Here is a 16,608-nt window from a genome sequence, read left to right as displayed (position 1 = left end):
GCTAAGACGTTTCTTGAACACTGGTTTTGCACTGACTACAATGGCGCACTTTTTAACGACTTTAAGGTCATACTCGATGAACGATACTACTTCAAAACCAACGTTGCCGGACCATCTGGCAGGTAACCCTCGCAGCCCATTTTTTGTTAAGGAATGCTTCGAGCACCAGATTGGTATTCGCTTTAACGGTAAAGAGCGTACTGACGTTGAGGAATACTGCATCAGTGAAGGTTGGGTAAAAATCGCATCACCGAAAGCAAAAGACCGCTTTGGTAACCCGATGCTGATCAAACTGAAAGGTACGGTAGAAGCGTACTACGTCTAAGTAGTCTGACCGTTAACCAATATAACCACATGAAGCCTTGGTTCCTTTGGGGCTTTGTGTGGAGTTACACCACGCTCTTCCGGTTTATCTTTTCATTGCGTTCTTCCTGGAATGCTCACATTACCTGCCTTAGTCACACTATTTCCCTGACTCCCTGACTCCCTGACTCCCTGACTCCCTGACTCCCTGATTCATTGACTCCCTGAGGTCGAAAGATACAGATGTCGCTTAAAAGCGTTATCTTTTCAGTTTGTTGCTTCAGACATTGATTACTACCTAATGCTTTTTTGCAGCATATACTTGTAACAAGTGGCGGAAGTGAACGGATTAACTGTGTGCCGCACTGTTGCTGATTAACACCAAATTTTACAAGGAGTAGAGATGGAAGCTCCGCTCGTGGCGCTAAAACATGCCACCAAGCACTTTGTTGATGGTAAAGAGAGTCATTGCGTGTTGGACGGAATCGAGTTTGCACTTGGCAAAGCTTCAAGTGTGGCATTAACCGGGGCGAGTGGCAGTGGAAAAAGTACCTTACTCAATATCATCGCAGGTTTTGAACCACTCTCCGATGGTGAGCTGTGTTTAAATGGTGAAAGTACCGCCCTGTGGAAAGACTCGCAATGGAGCCGGTTCCGATACCAGCAACTGGGGGTTATTTTTCAGCAGTTCAATCTGCTAACCCCACTTAACGTTGAGCAGAATATCGCTTTTCCGCTGAACCTGAACCGGCGCTCTTGGAATAGCTGGTGTGATTATCTGGTGGATACGCTGGGCATCGCTGGCCTGCTTAAGCGCCATGTCGCCTCCTTGTCGGGCGGGCAGCAGCAACGCGTGGCGATCGCGCGGGCGTTGGCTCACCAACCCGAGTTATTACTGGCTGATGAGCCGACCGGAAATCTTGACCAAAAAGCCGGTTTAGAGGTGATGCGCTTACTGAAAGAGATCACCGCACAAGGCAATACCGCTGTGGTGTTAGTGACGCACAGCAACGAATGTGCTGACTTTATGCAGGCTCGCTTCCATCTGGCGAATGGGCACTTATATGGCACGGATTAAACTGACGCACATTTGGTTAGCGGTGAAACTGTTCGCCGCCCATTACCGGCAGGCGCCGTTACAGGCGGCAGCCATCTTGATCGGTATCGTACTGGCAGTGACCCTGTTTGTGGCGGTACAGGCGATTAATCTCAACGCCAAACGCAGTTACGCTGAATCTACTGAGCAGTTGAGCGTTACAGCCCGCAGTTTCATCATTCCGGCTACCGGGCAGCGCTATCTGCCGGAGTCGGTCTATTTTTCCCTGCGCCAGGCCGGATTGAGTGGTGCGTTACCTATTTTAGAGGGGCGAGTGCGTGATGAATACGGACGGCGCTGGTCGGTACAAGGCAGTGAACTGATCTCCGCGCTCACGTCTCGGTTGCGTTATTCCGAAGCCAGTAACGCCAGTGCCGGAAAGCAACCCGGCATCTCTCTGTTTGATGCTTCTTTGCCGCTTGCGCGCCTGCTGGCAGGAGAGCCGATCGTTGTCCTCAGCCAGTCACAGCACCGACACCTCGGAGGGCATGATCAACTGTTGCTGGATGGAGTGACGACCGACGTGATTGTTGTACCGGATGAGTGGCAGTTAGGGAGCCGGATGTTGCTCGATATTGGCTTTGCCCAGCGCTTACTTGGACGTACAGGCCAGTTGAGTTATATCGCGGTATTTGAGCCGGAAGATAAGGTGAGCGACAAATGGCGTGAAGTGGTCGCCGATAAGGGCCAATGGATAACTAACACCCAAAGTACCGATCTTGGGGCTCTTACTGACAGTTTTCACCTCAACCTGACTGCCATGAGTTTGTTGGCGTTTCTGGTCGGACTGTTTATTGCTTATAACGGAGTGAAATACAGTCTGTTAAAACGCAACCGGCTGTTAGTGCAGATCCAGCAAGCTGGCGTAGAGCCGCTACTGGTTTTTGCCGGACTACTGATTGAACTGATGCTGCTGGTGGTGATGGGGGCGACAGTGGGTTTTGTGTTGGGTATGCAATTGAGTCACTGGCTGCACCCCACGGTTGCGTTGACCTTAGAGCAGCTTTATGGCGCGACGTTACTACCGGGAGAGTGGCAATGGCAGTGGTGGGCCCAGGCTCTGTTACTTACGTTAGTCACTACTTTGCTGGCTTGCTGGCAGTACTTTAAGCAGCGAGTTCGCCAACCACTCTCTTCTCATGGCGGTTTCTATCAATTTCCGGAATACAGCAACGAAACTACACTGTTGCTTGTTGCGTTGATGCTGTCAGTGGTTGCCTTACTCGGCTTGTGGCTGAGTCAGCATTTTCGCTTTACCATGCTGTGGCTTGGGCTACTGGTGAGTGCGATCCCTTTATATTTGCCAAAAACACTCAGTGTACTGGCATACTGGAGTGAGCGGCGCACCCGCTCCGGATTGATCCAATATCTGTTTGCCGAACTGACAGAGCTGAACGCACCATTGTCACTGGCGATGATGGCACTGCTGCTGGCGGTAACTGCCAATGTGGGGATGAATACTTTGGTCGGTAGTTTTGAGTTCACACTCAAACAGTGGCTGGAACAAAGGCTGCATGCCGATATTTATATCAGCCCTTCTCAAGCGCAGATGACGGAGGTCGAACAGGCACTGGAGCAGTTCCACGGGATAGATGCGGTGTACAGGCAATACTATGTTGATGACAACGTACAGGGCCTGCCAATACTGCTCGGTACCAAAGATCCGGTGACTTTGGAGCAGACGATGGTGTTTAAGTCGCAGTTACCACAGTTCTGGTCGCGTTTTTATACCGGTGAAGTGATTGCGATCAGTGAGCCAATGGCTGTTAAACTCGGTTTAATGGTTGGCAGTGAGCTGCGTTTGCAAGCGGTATCGGTAACCCCTTTGACTGTCGGAGCGATTTTTTATGACTATGGTTCTCCCGATGGTGAGGTACTGATTGCTCCTCAGTTGTGGTTAAAGCAGGGATTCACCCAACTTCCGTCGAGCCTTGGGGTGAAGGTGTCCACGGATAAGCGAGAGGTATACCAACAGCTGCTTGAACAGCTAAAACTGAACCCGACTCAGCTTTACGATCAGGCACAGATTAAAGCGCTTGCATTAGAGATTTTTTCGCGAACCTTTGCCATTACCAGCGCCCTGAACAGTGTCACCCTGCTGGTGGCGGTGATTGGACTATTCAGTGCCTGTTTCATGCTGCTTGAAGCCCGCAAAGCTGCTATTGCCAGGTTGTATGCGCTTGGGGTGAGCCGAGCGAAACTGATGGCCATGGTGGTCGGGCAGATAGTGGTGTTAGTCACTTTTACCCTGATGATCGCACTGCCGCTGGGGGCTTTGGTCGGATATATACTAACAGATATGGTTACCTTGCGAGCATTTGGCTGGAGCCTCGATTATGTGTGGAGTTGGCGTGACGCATTGGGGATGGTGGTGATCACTCTGACGGTCGCGGTGACCGCTACCTTGCTACCGCTATGGCGCTTGGTGAACCGGCCTGTCGTGGCGAGCCTACAGAGCGAGGTGTTGTAATGGTGAGGCGGCATAAGGGGTTTGTCGTAGCGATGATATTGTTCATATCCAGCGGGTGCGGTGAGAAGTTGGCAGATGGCTTTGCTGCCTGGCTGGGCGAGGGGGGCGGCGACTACACACAAGTGATACCAGATGTGACACTTACATTTCCTGATGATCATCGTGCTCACACGGATTTTCGCCATGAATGGTGGTATTTTACCGCCAATCTGGTTGATGAGCAGGGGAGTTCATTCGGCGTTCAGTGGACGCAGTTCCGCATAGCCGTTGCTCCTGACCAGAGCGAAACCGGCCAGTCTGCCTCCAGTGATTCCTGGAGCAGCCGGCAGCTCTATATGGCCCACAGCGCCATTACCACGGCAGAGCAACACTACGCGGACGAAAAGTGGTCGCGAGAACACCCCCGGTTGGCGGGTGTCGAGGTGTCCCCATTAAGGGTATTCCTCGATGACTGGCAGTGGCTTGCACAAAGTGACGATCTGCTGCCTGCCAGACTTAACGTGGACTCAGAGCTGTTTAGTTATCAGTTAAAGCTGACCAGCAGTGCGCCATACCACAAACAGGGCCAGCAAGGGTATAGTCAGAAAAGCGCCAGTGCCGAGGTTGCTTCTTACTACTACAGCCAGCCATTTATTGAGGTTAATGGCGAGATCAACATCAACGGCAAGCAACATCGGGTTAGTGGTAAAGGCTGGATTGACCGTGAATGGAGCTCTCAGTTTCTGCTCGGCTCTCAGCAAGGATGGGACTGGTTTGCGCTGCGGTTGAATGAACAAACCAGCCTGGTGGTGTTTCAACTGCGTGATGCAAAAACTGGCGAGGCAAATTATGCCTACGCACGCTTGATGTATCACAGTGGGAAAGGAGTGGCCATCCGTCAAAATGAAATCACCCTGCGTCCCGTTAGCCGGACCCGTATTCAGGCGAGTAATTATCCTACTCAATGGCAGCTCTCACTCCCAAACCATGGGATTGAGCTAACCATCTCGGCGCTGAACCCAAACGCCAAAATGTCGCTCACGGTGCCGTACTGGGAGGGGCCGGTAGAGTTTAAAGGCACCCATTCGGGCAAAGGGTACATGGAGCTAACGGGTTACTAAACGGCAGAATCTTTTCTTGCCCGGTGCAATGGCGGGATTTCTGATACAGCAATAAGTACCGGGGTTAACCAATCCTGAAGCGTTGTTGAGAGGTTGCACAAGCAAGCCTCTCAATCTATGGCCCGCGGTCTACACGATGATATCCTCTGTGGTAGGGGGCCGGCCTGGTTGCATGACACTATTGATTTTGGAGCCGAAACTTTTCTCCCACCTCCTTAAAGGTGGAGATATGCTCTTCGGCGTGAAACGCCGCGGCTTGCGGATCATTATTACAGATGGCCTCGACTAGCGGGCGATGCGCTTCGACAATACTTTCTGGATCGTGACTGGCCAAATCAATATTAAAAAACAACAGCATTTGGTTGGCGACATGGCGATAAATATTGACGAAGCGACTGTTGTGACTCATTGAGACGATCAGTGAATGTAACTCCAGTTCATACTTACTCATGGTCTGAGTAGTCACATCGGCGGTTTGGGCGGCGTGTTCAAAATCAGACATCAGTTCTTTGAGCTGCTGTTTATTCTCATCATCGGCTTTGATCGCGGCCAGCCATGCAGAGCGTGACTCAATAGCGACCCGGAGATGGTAGATCTCCCAAAGATCTTGTTCGTTAATTTCAATAACCTGCCAGCCAGCATACGGTTTTTGTACGACTAATCCTTCATGAGAGAGCGTGTTTAACGCCATTCGAATCGTACTGCGCGAAAGCTCCAGCTCTTTGGCCAGGGCACTTTCAACCATCCGTTCACCCATTTTGTAGTTGCCATTCAGGATCAAATCGCGCAGATAGCTGACTGCCTGATCTTCCAAACTGCTTTTATTGAATTTCACCATTGCAAAACCGTCTCAAACTAACGTTTATTTATTTTAAATCAGCCAATTATACCTTACCAAGTCGCATTTATTGGCCATTTTTTACTTAGTCTACTTTAGTGACGATTGTCTAACAATCTGACAAAAAACGCTAGTTTTTATCTTTCCATGATCGATCTCTCATTTCACTCATTCATAATTTGTATAATTGTCATCAGGTCGATTGTCCGACAATCTACAATAGGTATAAATATGAGCAAGTTAAAAAAGGCCCTACGTCTATCCCCCAACGACAATGTCGCGACGGTGTTATCAGACATCGCCAGGGGGGAGCAAATTGAGATTATCGATACTCACAGTGAGCGTATTGCGATCCACACCGCGCACCAGGCCATTCCATTCGGCAATAAAGTCGCCCTGGATGGATTTGAGGCGCAGACCACGGTGACAAAAGGCGGCTATCCGATTGGCCTGACCTGTATGCCGATTAAGTCAGGCGATCTGGTCCATGTACAGAATGTCCGCAGTACCCGGGTGGATATTCCGACGCCAATCATTGAACAAATTATTCAGCAAATGCAGATCGAGTGTGAAGTATGAAAACTTTCCTAGGCTACAGACGTGCGGACGGTCAAGTTGGGATCCGCAACCATGTTTTGATTCTGGCCATTGATGAGTGTGCCGAAGGTATTGCTCAGGCGATAAAACAGAAGATCTCTGACTGTGTGGTGGTCACCAACCATTACACCTGTATGTATGGCGGCAATGAAGAGATGGTCAACGTCATGGTCGGTGCGTCACTGAACCCCAATATCGCCGGAGTACTGGTGCTGAATATGGGCTGTGGCAGTATCGACCAGACCTTGATCACCGGGCCGATTAAACAGGCGCAGAAACCGGTGTTTAATCTCTCAATCATTAAGTCCAAGGGCACCCGCCAAACCATCAATGAGGGCGTGCAACTGGTGGATGAGCTCGTCAACATGGCGAGCCAAATCAAGCCTGAGCCGACACCGATATCAGAGTTAGTGGTAGGCATTAAATGTGGCGGTTCGGACACCAGTTCCGGTATTGCCTCCAACCCATCGGTCGGTCGTGCTGCGGATCTGCTGGTCGATATGGGGGCAACGTGTGTTGCCGGAGAACTGATCGAACTCATTACCTGCGAAGAAATTTTACGTGAACGGGCGGTGAATCCCGGCGTGGCTGACAAGATTGAGCGGCTGATTCATGAAGAAGAGCGTCGCTGGCATATTGAAGGCACCGATGTTGAAACCATGAGTATCGGTAACAGTGTCGGCGGCTTGACCACCCTGGAAGAGAAAGCGCTGGGCGCGCTACATAAAACCGGGACTCGCCCTATCCAGGATGTACTGGAAATCAATCCTCAGGGGATTCAAAAACCAACCACACCCGGTTTTTACCTTTCAGAAGTGACCCATTTGTGTGGTGGCTCTGGAATGCACTTTGCGGCGTTAGGGGCTCAGGTCATCCTTTGGACGACCGGCGGCGCAGGCTTCAGTAATCCGATTGTTCCGGTCATCCGCATCAGCGGCAATGACGCACAGATCACCGACGATATCGACGTGGATGTCAGCGGCATTATGTCGGCGACGCTGAGTGTGGTCGAAGCCGGAAACAGAGTGCTTCACCAACTAGAGCAAGTCGTGAACGGCGAGAAAACTGCGATCGAAGATGTCGGTTATGCCTTTTGCTCACTGTACCAGAAAGACCAGCGCCTCGAACGGCTGATCTGCAAACAAGCTGTTTAAATTCCCATTAATACCAGGTCAGTTTTCGGAAAGACGTACCCGGAAAAAGGATATCAAATGAAAATAACAGATATAGAAGTGATATGTCTGCGCGTTCCTCAAGGTGATGAGCCTTGTGAATGGGGCGAGGATGCGGTCATTGTCAAAGTTCACACCAGTAATGGTCTGGTCGGCATTGGTGAAGCGGACAGTTCTCCGGCCGTTATTAAAGCCTGTATTGAAACCCCTCACTCCAATCTGTACTGCTACGGGTTGAAAGAGCTGCTGATCGGCGAAAATCCGCTCGAAATTGAGCGGCTGTGGAACAAAATGTACTGGGCTTCCAATTACATGGGCCGACGTGGGGCCGGTATCCATGCCATCAGTGCGATCGACATTGCCTTGTGGGATATTGCCGGGCAGTTTTACGGCGTGCCGGTACACACCTTGTTGGGCGGAAAATACCGCGATCGCATCCGAGCCTACGGTACCTTCATACCTGCCAGCAAGCCGGAAGATAATCGCGCTATTGCTGCCCGTCTGGTCGAGCAGGGCTTCACCAGCATTAAGTTTGGTGGTGGCGTTTTCGGCGATGATCCTGAGCTGGACTACCAGATCGTGAAAAACGTGCGTGAAGCGGTTGGGGATGAGATTGAAGTGCAAATCGATCTGGCTTCTAAATGGCGCACATCAGGCCACTCCGCTGCGATGAGCAAAAGGCTGGAGCGTTTTAACCTTAACTGGATTGAAGAACCGATTTTGGCTGATGACCTGAAAGGCTATGCCAAATTGGCCGGGAAAACCGAAACGCGACTGGCGGGCGGTGAATCGCTGACTACTCGCTATGAGTTTCAGGACTTCCTGCAGCGTTCCCAGGTCGATATTGTTCAGCCGGACATCACCCGTTGTGGTGGTATCACCGAGATGAAAAAAATCTATGACTTATCACAGCTACACGGTGTGCAGCTGGTTCCGCACGGTTTCAGTACCGGCATTCTGCTGGCTGCTTCAGTGCATTTTCTTGCCGCCTGCGAGCACGGCACATTGATGGAATATTCCCAAAGTGCCAGCCCTCTCTTTAGCGATCTGGTTAGCAACCGACTGCCATTTGAAAATGGTTTCGTAGCTGTGCCAGATACCCCGGGACTTGGTATTGAACTCAATGATGATGTCATTGAACGTTTTCGTACCGACGCCGTCAAATAATTATTAAATAGGACTATCCAATATGAAACACAAAGACAGACAGATAGATAAGCCGTTGATGACGATAAGCCTTGTCACAATCTTTTCCATCGTTGCCGGGCTGTCGCTCTACCCGGAGCAAGGTAACGCTATCGCAAAAAACCTTTTTAGCATTTTAACTGAACAATTTGGCGCAGTGTTCCTTCTATTCGGCTTTTTCAGTGTCATTATTCTTGCCTGGCTTGCTTTGAGTAAGCACGGCAACATCCGCCTAGGTGATGAAAAGCCACAGTATTCCCTTTTTACTTACCTGGCGATGATGATCTGTGCCGGTCTGGGCTCTGCTACTGTGTACTGGGCATTCGTTGAGTGGGCGTATTACTACATGGGACCGCCAATGGGCATCGAGCCTTTTTCTACCATGGCGGCAGAGTGGGCAACCAGCTACAACATGTTCCACTGGGGGATTTCGGCCTGGTCACTTTACTGTATAGCGTCTTTGCCGGTGGCTTATTCCTTCCATGTGCGTAAGAACCCTCACCTTAAGCTGAGTGCGGTATGTGAGAGCATCATGGGTAAATATTACAACCCTGCGGTAGGTAAACTGATCGATACTATCTTTATCTTTAGCTGTGTCGGTGCAATGGGGATCACGCTGGGCCTGAGTGTTCCTATGGTGACGGAAGGTATTGCTGAACTGCTCGGTGTGCAGAGCAGCTTTACCATGAACGTGTCTTTGATGCTGTTGATCACCGCGCTGTTTACGGTCAGCTCATACGTCGGGATTGAAAAAGGCATGGCGAAGCTGAGTGACATGAACACCAAACTTGCCGTGGTCTTTGTCTTGCTGGTATTGATTGTCGGCCCGACCTCTTTCATTATTGATCAGATGACCAACGGCTATGGTCTGATGCTGCAAAATTTCATCCGCATGAGTCTTTGGACTGATCCGGTGGAAGGCGGCTCGTTCCCGACATCCTGGACAGTATTTTACTGGGCCTACTGGATGACTTACGTGCCTTTCATGGCGTTGTTTGTCACCAAAGTATCACGCGGGCGCACTCTTAAAGAAGTTATTACCAGCATGGTGCTGGGCGGAAGCGCAGGCTGCTTTGTTTTCTTTGGCGTGCTTGGCAGCTACAGTATGAGCACCCATCTTAATGAACTGGTGAACGTCACGGATATGCTGTCAAATGTCGGTGGTTCTGAAACCGTTATTGCGGTGCTTAAGACTCTGCCATTTAGCTCAATCTTTATTGTGATTTTCGCCGTCATGTCGACGCTGTTCCTGGCAACCACTCTGGACTCGGCATCATTTACGCTGGCGGCGACGGTAGCTAATCAGCTGGATGAGGATGCCAACCCACCAACAGTGTTACGTTTGTTCTGGTGTATGATCCTGGCGGCTGTGCCGTTGGCGATGATGTTTATCGATGCACCACTGAGCACAGTGCAGACACTGGCTATCGTTACCTCGTTACCTTTGATGGTGGTGATATTTATTATGTTGTATGGCTTCTTTAAGTGGATATCGAATCCGCAGGAGGCAGTCGAACAGACCTCAAACCAAAGCGATGCGGATGCGGTTCCGGCACTGGAAATCGAAAGCTAGTGATGTGACCGCCGGTGACCTTAACTGATTTGAACGAACTGCGTCAGGGAGTGATCTCTGGCGCTTTTTTTGTTTTGTCCTGGCGGGTTTCGTACGGACGCGCCTCGCGGTTTATCGGTTGACTATACTCAACACAAGTTCTCCGGCAGATGAAATGGGGTAGGCAGGATGCTCAAAGGGGTGTTTTTTGATCTTAGTGGCGTGCTTTATGAAGGGGAGCAACTTATTCCCGGCGCGGTTGAAGCAGTGGCGCTGGCCAAGAAAAGCGGACTGCAGATTCGCTTTGTGACCAATACATCACGTAAAACCAGTATCAGAGTTTATCAGGATCTGCAAAGGTTAGGGTTTGACCTTGAACCGGAGCAGATCTTCACCGCCCCGGCGGCGGCCAAGGCACTGCTCATGCAGCGCCAGTTACGGCCTTACTGCCTGATCCATAACAATATTCAGTCGGAGTTTGATGATATTGACCAGACGAGGCCGAATTCGGTCTTCATCGCCGACGCTGAAGAGGCGTTATCCTATTCGGCATTGGATCGCGCGTTCCAGTTATGTCAGGCGGGCGCCCCCTTGATTGGCGTGGGGTTAAACCGTTACTTCAAACTAGAAGGAAAGTTGCATCTTGATGCCGGGCCTTTTATTCGCGCCATCGAGTATGCCGCGGCGACTAAGGCGATTATTGTCGGCAAACCATCCGCTGAATTTTTCGCCCAGGTTGTGGCTTCGACCACGCTGAGTGCCCGGGAGGTTCTGATGGTTGGGGACGATGTCTTTGGGGACGTCGAAGGTGCGCTGAATGCCGGATTGCAGGCATGTCTGGTGAAAACGGGCAAGTATCAGCCGGGTGACGAGAATCAGTTGGGTCAGCCGGTTTTATGTGTTGAATCAGTAACCGAAGCGGTAGAGTGGGCCGTGGATCGTATTGACCGATGAACTTTTGGCGGTTGTCCGCTTCTGCTCTCAGGCCTGTCTCAGGTTTTGATGGCATTACTTTGGTTGTCGAAGTAAGGCGGTGAGCTAAATGGTTTTTCCGCCTTATTTAGTGTGGGGATGTCACTGATGGCTTGAAATTCTTTATGTCAGTATCCCTTTTTACCAGTGAGTGACTAATCCTGGTAGCGGTGCCGCGACCAACAGAGACAGTAAAAGCGTTACCATTGACGGAACCGCGTCTTTCCAGCTATCAAAACGAAAGTGAAAGTACATCGCACCCACTGAAGTTATCACAATGAAACTGGCACCAATGGCACTGAGCAGCAGGCTGGCGTTGATCATGCCCATTAACATCAAGATAGCACCACTGGCTTCAATCACACCAACGGCGAACATCGCGGCACGATTCAGTCCATAACGGTGGAAGAAGGTTAACTGCGGCTCGAAAACCGCCTTTAACCAGCCAAAAATTTTAATCGAACTGGCAAACAAGAAAAATGCGATTAATACCCCTTGAACAAACAACATAACATTGACTCCTAATCAAACAGTAGGGCCATTAAAGCATTCCAAAATAAGTTAAAGGATACTAAAATTTAGCTCTTTACCATTCCAGACAGGAATGTCTTATGGATAAATTTGATTGCTTAAAAGTTTTTACCCGCGTGGCCACACTCGGCACATTCACCGCCGCCGCAAATGAACTCAATACCACCCAAAGTGCGGTGAGTAAAAAAATCGCCTGGCTGGAGAAAGAGGTGGGCATTACCCTGTTTCATCGCCATGCCCGTGCGATTAGCCTGACAACCGGCGGCAAACAATATCTGGCATTAGCGCAAAAGTTGTTGGAAGAGATGAGCGTGTTTGAATCTCAGTTGCGACAAGAGCAGACGTGCGTGTCCGGTACTTTAACGCTTTCCGTGCCCAGTGCTTTTAGCGTTCGGTTGCTGGCCTCTCCGCTGAATGAGTTCCTGAACTTGCACTCGGATCTGTCGGTTGAGGTCTCGGTGTCTGACAAGTTTGTCGATCTGGTCGAGGGGAATGTGGATATCGCCATTCGCGCGGCTTACCTCAAAGATTCCGGACTGCGGGCCAAATGGCTGATGGACAACGAACTGGTGTACTTTGCTTCTCCGGATTATCTCGCCAGTCATCCGCCTGTGGTAACCGCCAGCGATTTAAGCCTGCATCAATGCCTTACTTATTCCTTATCTACCCCGTCTGACTTATGGCGATTCAGTGATGGAAAACAACAGCTCAAAGTTAAGGTGAAAGAGCAGGTATGCAGTGATAGCCCGGAAATGCTGGTGCAAATGGCCAAACTGGGTCAGGGTATTGCCGCGATGCCACGCTGGATGGTGGAACAAGAGTTAAAAGCCGGGACGTTAAAGCAAGTATTAGAACAATATCAGCCATTTAAGTTACCAATGTACCTTGTGTACAAAGACAGTGCCCACCAGCCTCAGCGCATTCGCGCATTTATTGACTTTTTGACTCAGTGCTTTTTGCCACGGTAAAAATCACGAAGGTGAAGGGAAAAACGAGTCGCTAACCAGCGGTTCGTTAGACCGGGTCTGGTTGTGACAGGTAACGGTTTTTGAGGCTATACCAAACAAAAAGCAATTTGTGGCATTGATGACTTTTCTTTATTGAGTTCATAATAAAATGATTAGTTAGTTTATGTGGCTGAATTATAAGGATTTAAACTCGAAAGGTCGACTCGGCGCTAATTATACGAAGTCAACCCCAGTTCACAAATCTGCCGTGTAAATACCACTTTTTTATAGACTTGAATTAGTGTTGGGAGTATCTTGCCATCCAAAAGAAAGCGCTTTCTTTTTAAGGAAAGAAAGCGCTTTCATCAGCGTGGGGCTTACGTATCTTGGAGCTTGGGGGCTTTTAACTGTTATGACTAAACAACATTAAGAAGCATCACATTGCCTCCCTTGGTTCGACAACTTAGCAGCCGCTCATCTGTTAAGAACAATACCAGTACCGAAAACGAGCCAGTTCATCACTGAACCGCCAGCCATATAACAAATTGGGCTCGCGATTAACTGCATCGATAGAAATAGACAAAAGATTAATTATGAACAACGAATACTATTTAGAAAATGACGAATTTGTAATCAATGATTATGATTTAAAGAAAACATTCTCTTCGTTTCTGCCTGGGCTAGCGGGTAAGAAAGGCGTTCCATTGTGGGCATTTTATGTCAACAGAGGACAAGGTTTATGTTCTTTTGGTGTAGAGAATAAAGACAATCCGATTCTGGAGTTCTCACCTGCGGTAACCGCTTATCAAAATGTGAGTCGAGTTGGTTTCAGAACCTTTATTAAGTCAGATGGTGATGTGTATGAGTTCTTTGGCCCGGTCAGAACGAAGAACGTTAACCGCAAGATGCACATTAAGCGTGGGCAGTTCAAAATAACCGAAGAGAACAGAGATCTCGGGCTATTTGTCGAGATTACGTATTTCGGTCTTCCAAACGATAACCTGGCCGCAATTATGCGAAAAGTTAAGGTCACTGACTTATCAGGTAAACCACGTCGTTTCGAAATGCTTGATGGTATTTCTCAACTCTTGCCATATGGTACTTCAAACGCTGCCTTTAAAGAGATGTCTAACTTATTGAGAAGTTGGATGGACGTCTTTAATATGAATAATGATGTTCCATTTTTTAAGATGACATCAACAACGTCAGACAGTGCAGAAGTTAGCACCCTTGATAAAGGTAACTTCTACTTATCGTTTGCAAACCAGAAACTCATCAAGCCAATTGTTGATGGGAACTTAGTATTCGGCCACGATAACTCACTGACCAGTCCGGTCGCTTTCTCTGAAAACTCAATTGAAGATCTCTACAAAAAAGAGCAGGTAACGGCTAACAAGATCCCAGTCGGTTTCTCACCGGTGGCGGTTGAACTGTCTGCCAATGAAACCTTTACCTTGAGAACCATTATTGGTCATGCGCAAAATGTTGAGTTGTTAAACTCTAAAGTATCCAGCATGGTATCTGATGAATATTTTGATTCAAAAGAGTCAGAATCAGAACAAGTGATTACTGAACTGGTGAAAGACGTTCAATGTAAAACATCAAATCCATTATTTGATGAGTACATTAAGCAAAATTACCTGGATAACGTTCTACGTGGTGGTTACCCGCTAGTCTTTGAAGGCGAAGATAAAAACCATGTATACCACATTTTCTCAAGAAAGCATGGTGATCTCGAACGGGACTACAACTTCTTTAATGTTGCACCTGAGTATTTCTCTCAAGGAAACGGAAACTTCCGCGATGTCTGCCAAAACCGACGGGTTGATTCATTATTTAACCCAAAAATTGGTGATTTTAACGTATTACTATTTGCATCTCTGATCCAATTGGATGGATATAATCCGTTAGGTGTCAATGGTTCAACATTTGAAATTAATTCAGATACGAACCTGGAAACTCTGGTACGAGATAATTTTAATAACAAGCACGAGTTAATGGAGAAAGTACTGTCTTCAAAATTTACTCCTGGCATTATCATCAACACTATGGCGAATGAAGGTATCACGTCAGAAAAAGATGATATGGCTTTGCTTGCTGATATTTTAAAACATGCCAACCAGAATATCGAAGCCTCATTCGGTGAAGGATTTTGGGTTGATCACTGGACTTACATATTAGATTTAGTTGAATCTTACCTAGCAGTTAACCCTGATACTAAGAAAGAACTGCTGTTTGATAATTACGACTACAAGTATTATTCATCACCAGTGACGGTTTTACCGAGGGATGAAAAAACCGTTATTACAAAAGATGGCAAGATCAGACGTTATGGTTCGCTGCTTCATAATGATGATGAAAAAGTCAAAATGCTGAACATGGACGAAAAAGGCTCAAACTGGGCGGTTGATGCTAATGGCCATATCATCAAGACAAACTTGTTCACCAAGCTGTTTACCTTGGCGTTTAATAAGTTTGCGACATTAGATCCTGAAGGCATCGGCATTGAAATGGAGTCTGATAAGCCAGGCTGGAATGATGCAATGAATGGATTGCCGGGGATTTTTGGCTCAGGCGTATCAGAAACCGTTGAACTACTGAGATTAATCAAGTTCTTAAACGAATCCGTCGTTGACGGGGGCGCAATGCTATTGCCGGGAGAGTTTACCTCATTCATCAGAGGAATTAACACATTGCTGGATTCAGACTCTCAAGGGTTTGAATTCTGGGATAAACTTTCAACGTTGCGAGAGAACTACCGGGAGGCGATCAGATTTACCGTTGAATCGAATGATCAACCGGTAAACGTAACGGATATCGTCGCGCTGCTTGAAAAGATGATTGCGAAACTAGAGCATGGCCTTGAGAAAGCGAAGGGCCTCTCCGGCGGTATTCTGCCAACATTCCTGTATTATGAAGCGGTAAAGCATGAGGAAATCTTAGAAGATGGACAACCGAAAGTCGGACATTACGGCTTACCGCTTGCCAGGGTCAAAGAGTTTAAACTGCATGTATTGCCTAATTTCCTCGAAGCACCGGCAAGATTACTGAAAACTTCAGATGATATGGCGGCTAACTTAGATTCTTACAATCGAATTAAGCAAACAGAAATATACGATAAAGAGCTGGGACAATTTAAAACCAGTGAATGTTTAAATGAAATGAGCGTAGAGATTGGCCGTGCCCGCGCCTTTACTAAAGGCTGGCTGGAGCGTGAGTCAAACTTCCTGCATATGAATTATAAGTACTTACTGGGATTGCTGAAGTCTGGTATGTACGGTGAATTTTATAATGAAATAAAGACCAACCTAGTTTGTTTTATGGACCCAAATGTATATGGCAGAAGTATTTTAGAGAACTCTTCATTTATTGCACCAACATGTAATCCGGATCCGATGGTTCATGGACAAGGCTTTGTTGCCCGCTTATCTGGTTCTACAGTAGAAATGCTGCATATGTGGACGTTGATGATGTTTGGCGATAAGCCATTTATTATGAAAAACAATGAACTTACATTGAACTTAAAACCAGCATTGCCTGCAGAGTTTTTTGATGAGAACAATGAAGTTTCATATACGTTCCTGGGCACAACTAAGGTAACGTATGTTAACCAGGCCAGAGCCAATACCTTTGAAAACTTTGCCGTTCAGGAATATGCACTGATGTTTACCAATGGTGAAATCAAAATTTTGTCAGAGGTGAAAGGTGAAAATGCCGTTGCATTAAGAAATGGTGATGTCACTGAACTTCAAGTTAAATTTTAATTTAATGTAGAAGCGATGTAGAAGCTATATAGAAATATTAACTGTAGGAATTTAGCACGCTATGTTGCTATTTCGGCCACT

At 47.9% G+C, this 16,608-nt stretch carries 13 protein-coding genes; 11 read left to right on the top strand and 2 right to left on the bottom strand.

The window, feature by feature from the left end:
• Nucleotides 1-76 precede the first annotated feature (76 nt).
• The 4 genes from P2G85_RS01040 to P2G85_RS01025 all read left to right on the top strand — a co-directional run bounded on the left by P2G85_RS01040 (nt 77) and on the right by P2G85_RS01025 (nt 4,969).
• Complete coding sequence (locus P2G85_RS01040) at nt 77-325, top strand: DUF3297 family protein (protein WP_275862251.1); 249 nt, start codon at nt 77-79, stop codon at nt 323-325.
• Nucleotides 326-706: 381 nt separating this feature from the next.
• Nucleotides 707-1,381 (top strand): ABC transporter ATP-binding protein, encoded by a 675-nt coding sequence (locus tag P2G85_RS01035; protein ID WP_275862250.1) that lies wholly within the window; start codon nt 707-709, stop codon nt 1,379-1,381.
• Nucleotides 1,368-3,869 carry an FtsX-like permease family protein gene (locus tag P2G85_RS01030; RefSeq protein ID WP_275862249.1) on the top strand — a complete coding sequence of 834 codons (2,502 nt, stop codon included), beginning with the start codon at nt 1,368-1,370 and terminating at the stop codon, nt 3,867-3,869. The genes P2G85_RS01035 and P2G85_RS01030 overlap by 14 nt, the downstream gene beginning before the upstream one ends.
• 32 nt (nt 3,870-3,901) lie before the next feature.
• The gene (locus tag P2G85_RS01025; RefSeq protein WP_275862248.1) at nt 3,902-4,969 is read left to right on the top strand and encodes a lipocalin-like domain-containing protein; all 1,068 of its coding nucleotides are present in this window, start codon (nt 3,902-3,904) and stop codon (nt 4,967-4,969) included.
• Nucleotides 4,970-5,147: 178 nt separating this feature from the next.
• Here P2G85_RS01025 and P2G85_RS01020 read toward each other — a convergent pair whose 3' ends face one another.
• Entirely contained in the window at nt 5,148-5,807 is a 660-nt protein-coding gene (locus P2G85_RS01020; protein ID WP_275862247.1) for a GntR family transcriptional regulator, read from the bottom strand.
• A gap of 231 nt (nt 5,808-6,038) precedes the next feature.
• Between P2G85_RS01020 and P2G85_RS01015 the strand changes: the two genes are divergently transcribed.
• The 5 genes from P2G85_RS01015 to P2G85_RS00995 all read left to right on the top strand — a co-directional run bounded on the left by P2G85_RS01015 (nt 6,039) and on the right by P2G85_RS00995 (nt 11,267).
• Nucleotides 6,039-6,386, top strand: coding sequence for a UxaA family hydrolase (locus tag P2G85_RS01015; RefSeq protein ID WP_275862246.1), 348 nt, complete (start codon nt 6,039-6,041; stop codon nt 6,384-6,386).
• Nucleotides 6,383-7,558 carry a UxaA family hydrolase gene (locus P2G85_RS01010; RefSeq protein ID WP_275862245.1) on the top strand — a complete coding sequence of 392 codons (1,176 nt, stop codon included), beginning with the start codon at nt 6,383-6,385 and terminating at the stop codon, nt 7,556-7,558. Before P2G85_RS01015 ends, P2G85_RS01010 begins: the two co-directional genes overlap by 4 nt.
• 57 nt (nt 7,559-7,615) lie before the next feature.
• On the top strand, nt 7,616-8,743 hold the full coding sequence (locus P2G85_RS01005; protein WP_275862244.1) for a mandelate racemase/muconate lactonizing enzyme family protein: 1,128 nt from the start codon (nt 7,616-7,618) through the stop codon (nt 8,741-8,743).
• Between the two features lie 22 nt (nt 8,744-8,765).
• Nucleotides 8,766-10,334, top strand: coding sequence for a BCCT family transporter (locus tag P2G85_RS01000; RefSeq protein WP_275862243.1), 1,569 nt, complete (start codon nt 8,766-8,768; stop codon nt 10,332-10,334).
• A gap of 180 nt (nt 10,335-10,514) precedes the next feature.
• Nucleotides 10,515-11,267: a TIGR01458 family HAD-type hydrolase gene (locus P2G85_RS00995; protein ID WP_275862242.1), complete on the top strand. Its 753-nt coding sequence runs from the start codon at nt 10,515-10,517 to the stop codon at nt 11,265-11,267.
• A gap of 159 nt (nt 11,268-11,426) precedes the next feature.
• Here the strand turns inward: P2G85_RS00995 and P2G85_RS00990 are convergent, their stop codons facing one another.
• Nucleotides 11,427-11,795, bottom strand: a complete 369-nt coding sequence (locus P2G85_RS00990; protein WP_275862241.1) for a DoxX family protein — start codon at nt 11,793-11,795, stop codon at nt 11,427-11,429.
• 101 nt (nt 11,796-11,896) lie between these two features.
• On the opposite strand from P2G85_RS00990, the gene P2G85_RS00985 reads away from it, so the two are divergent.
• Nucleotides 11,897-12,784, top strand: coding sequence for a LysR family transcriptional regulator (locus tag P2G85_RS00985; RefSeq protein WP_275862240.1), 888 nt, complete (start codon nt 11,897-11,899; stop codon nt 12,782-12,784).
• 572 nt (nt 12,785-13,356) lie between these two features.
• Complete coding sequence (locus P2G85_RS00980) at nt 13,357-16,527, top strand: hypothetical protein (RefSeq protein WP_275862239.1); 3,171 nt, start codon at nt 13,357-13,359, stop codon at nt 16,525-16,527.
• Nucleotides 16,528-16,608: the final 81 nt, after the last annotated feature.

Origin of the sequence: Vibrio sp. CAU 1672 (assembly GCF_029223195.1) — a bacterium.
Lineage (GTDB): Bacteria > Pseudomonadota > Gammaproteobacteria > Enterobacterales > Vibrionaceae > Vibrio.
The sequence above is the reverse complement of the archived record's forward strand: the minus strand, read 5'-3'. Positions and strand labels throughout refer to the sequence as shown.

Excerpts from the sequence above, each read along its gene's own strand:
- P2G85_RS00985 (WP_275862240.1), top strand. The coding sequence starts at position 11,897 with ATGGATAAATTTGATTGCTTAAAAGTTTTTACCCGCGTGGCCACACTC.
- P2G85_RS01005 (WP_275862244.1), top strand. The coding sequence starts at position 7,616 with ATGAAAATAACAGATATAGAAGTGATATGTCTGCGCGTTCCTCAAGGT.
- P2G85_RS01025 (WP_275862248.1), top strand. The coding sequence starts at position 3,902 with ATGATATTGTTCATATCCAGCGGGTGCGGTGAGAAGTTGGCAGATGGC.
- P2G85_RS01000 (WP_275862243.1), top strand. The coding sequence starts at position 8,766 with ATGAAACACAAAGACAGACAGATAGATAAGCCGTTGATGACGATAAGC.
- P2G85_RS01035 (WP_275862250.1), top strand. The coding sequence starts at position 707 with ATGGAAGCTCCGCTCGTGGCGCTAAAACATGCCACCAAGCACTTTGTT.
- P2G85_RS01015 (WP_275862246.1), top strand. The coding sequence starts at position 6,039 with ATGAGCAAGTTAAAAAAGGCCCTACGTCTATCCCCCAACGACAATGTC.
- P2G85_RS01020 (WP_275862247.1), bottom strand. The coding sequence starts at position 5,807 with ATGGTGAAATTCAATAAAAGCAGTTTGGAAGATCAGGCAGTCAGCTAT.
- P2G85_RS01030 (WP_275862249.1), top strand. The coding sequence starts at position 1,368 with ATGGCACGGATTAAACTGACGCACATTTGGTTAGCGGTGAAACTGTTC.
- P2G85_RS00980 (WP_275862239.1), top strand. The coding sequence starts at position 13,357 with ATGAACAACGAATACTATTTAGAAAATGACGAATTTGTAATCAATGAT.
- P2G85_RS00990 (WP_275862241.1), bottom strand. The coding sequence starts at position 11,795 with ATGTTGTTTGTTCAAGGGGTATTAATCGCATTTTTCTTGTTTGCCAGT.
- P2G85_RS01040 (WP_275862251.1), top strand. The coding sequence starts at position 77 with ATGAACGATACTACTTCAAAACCAACGTTGCCGGACCATCTGGCAGGT.
- P2G85_RS01010 (WP_275862245.1), top strand. The coding sequence starts at position 6,383 with ATGAAAACTTTCCTAGGCTACAGACGTGCGGACGGTCAAGTTGGGATC.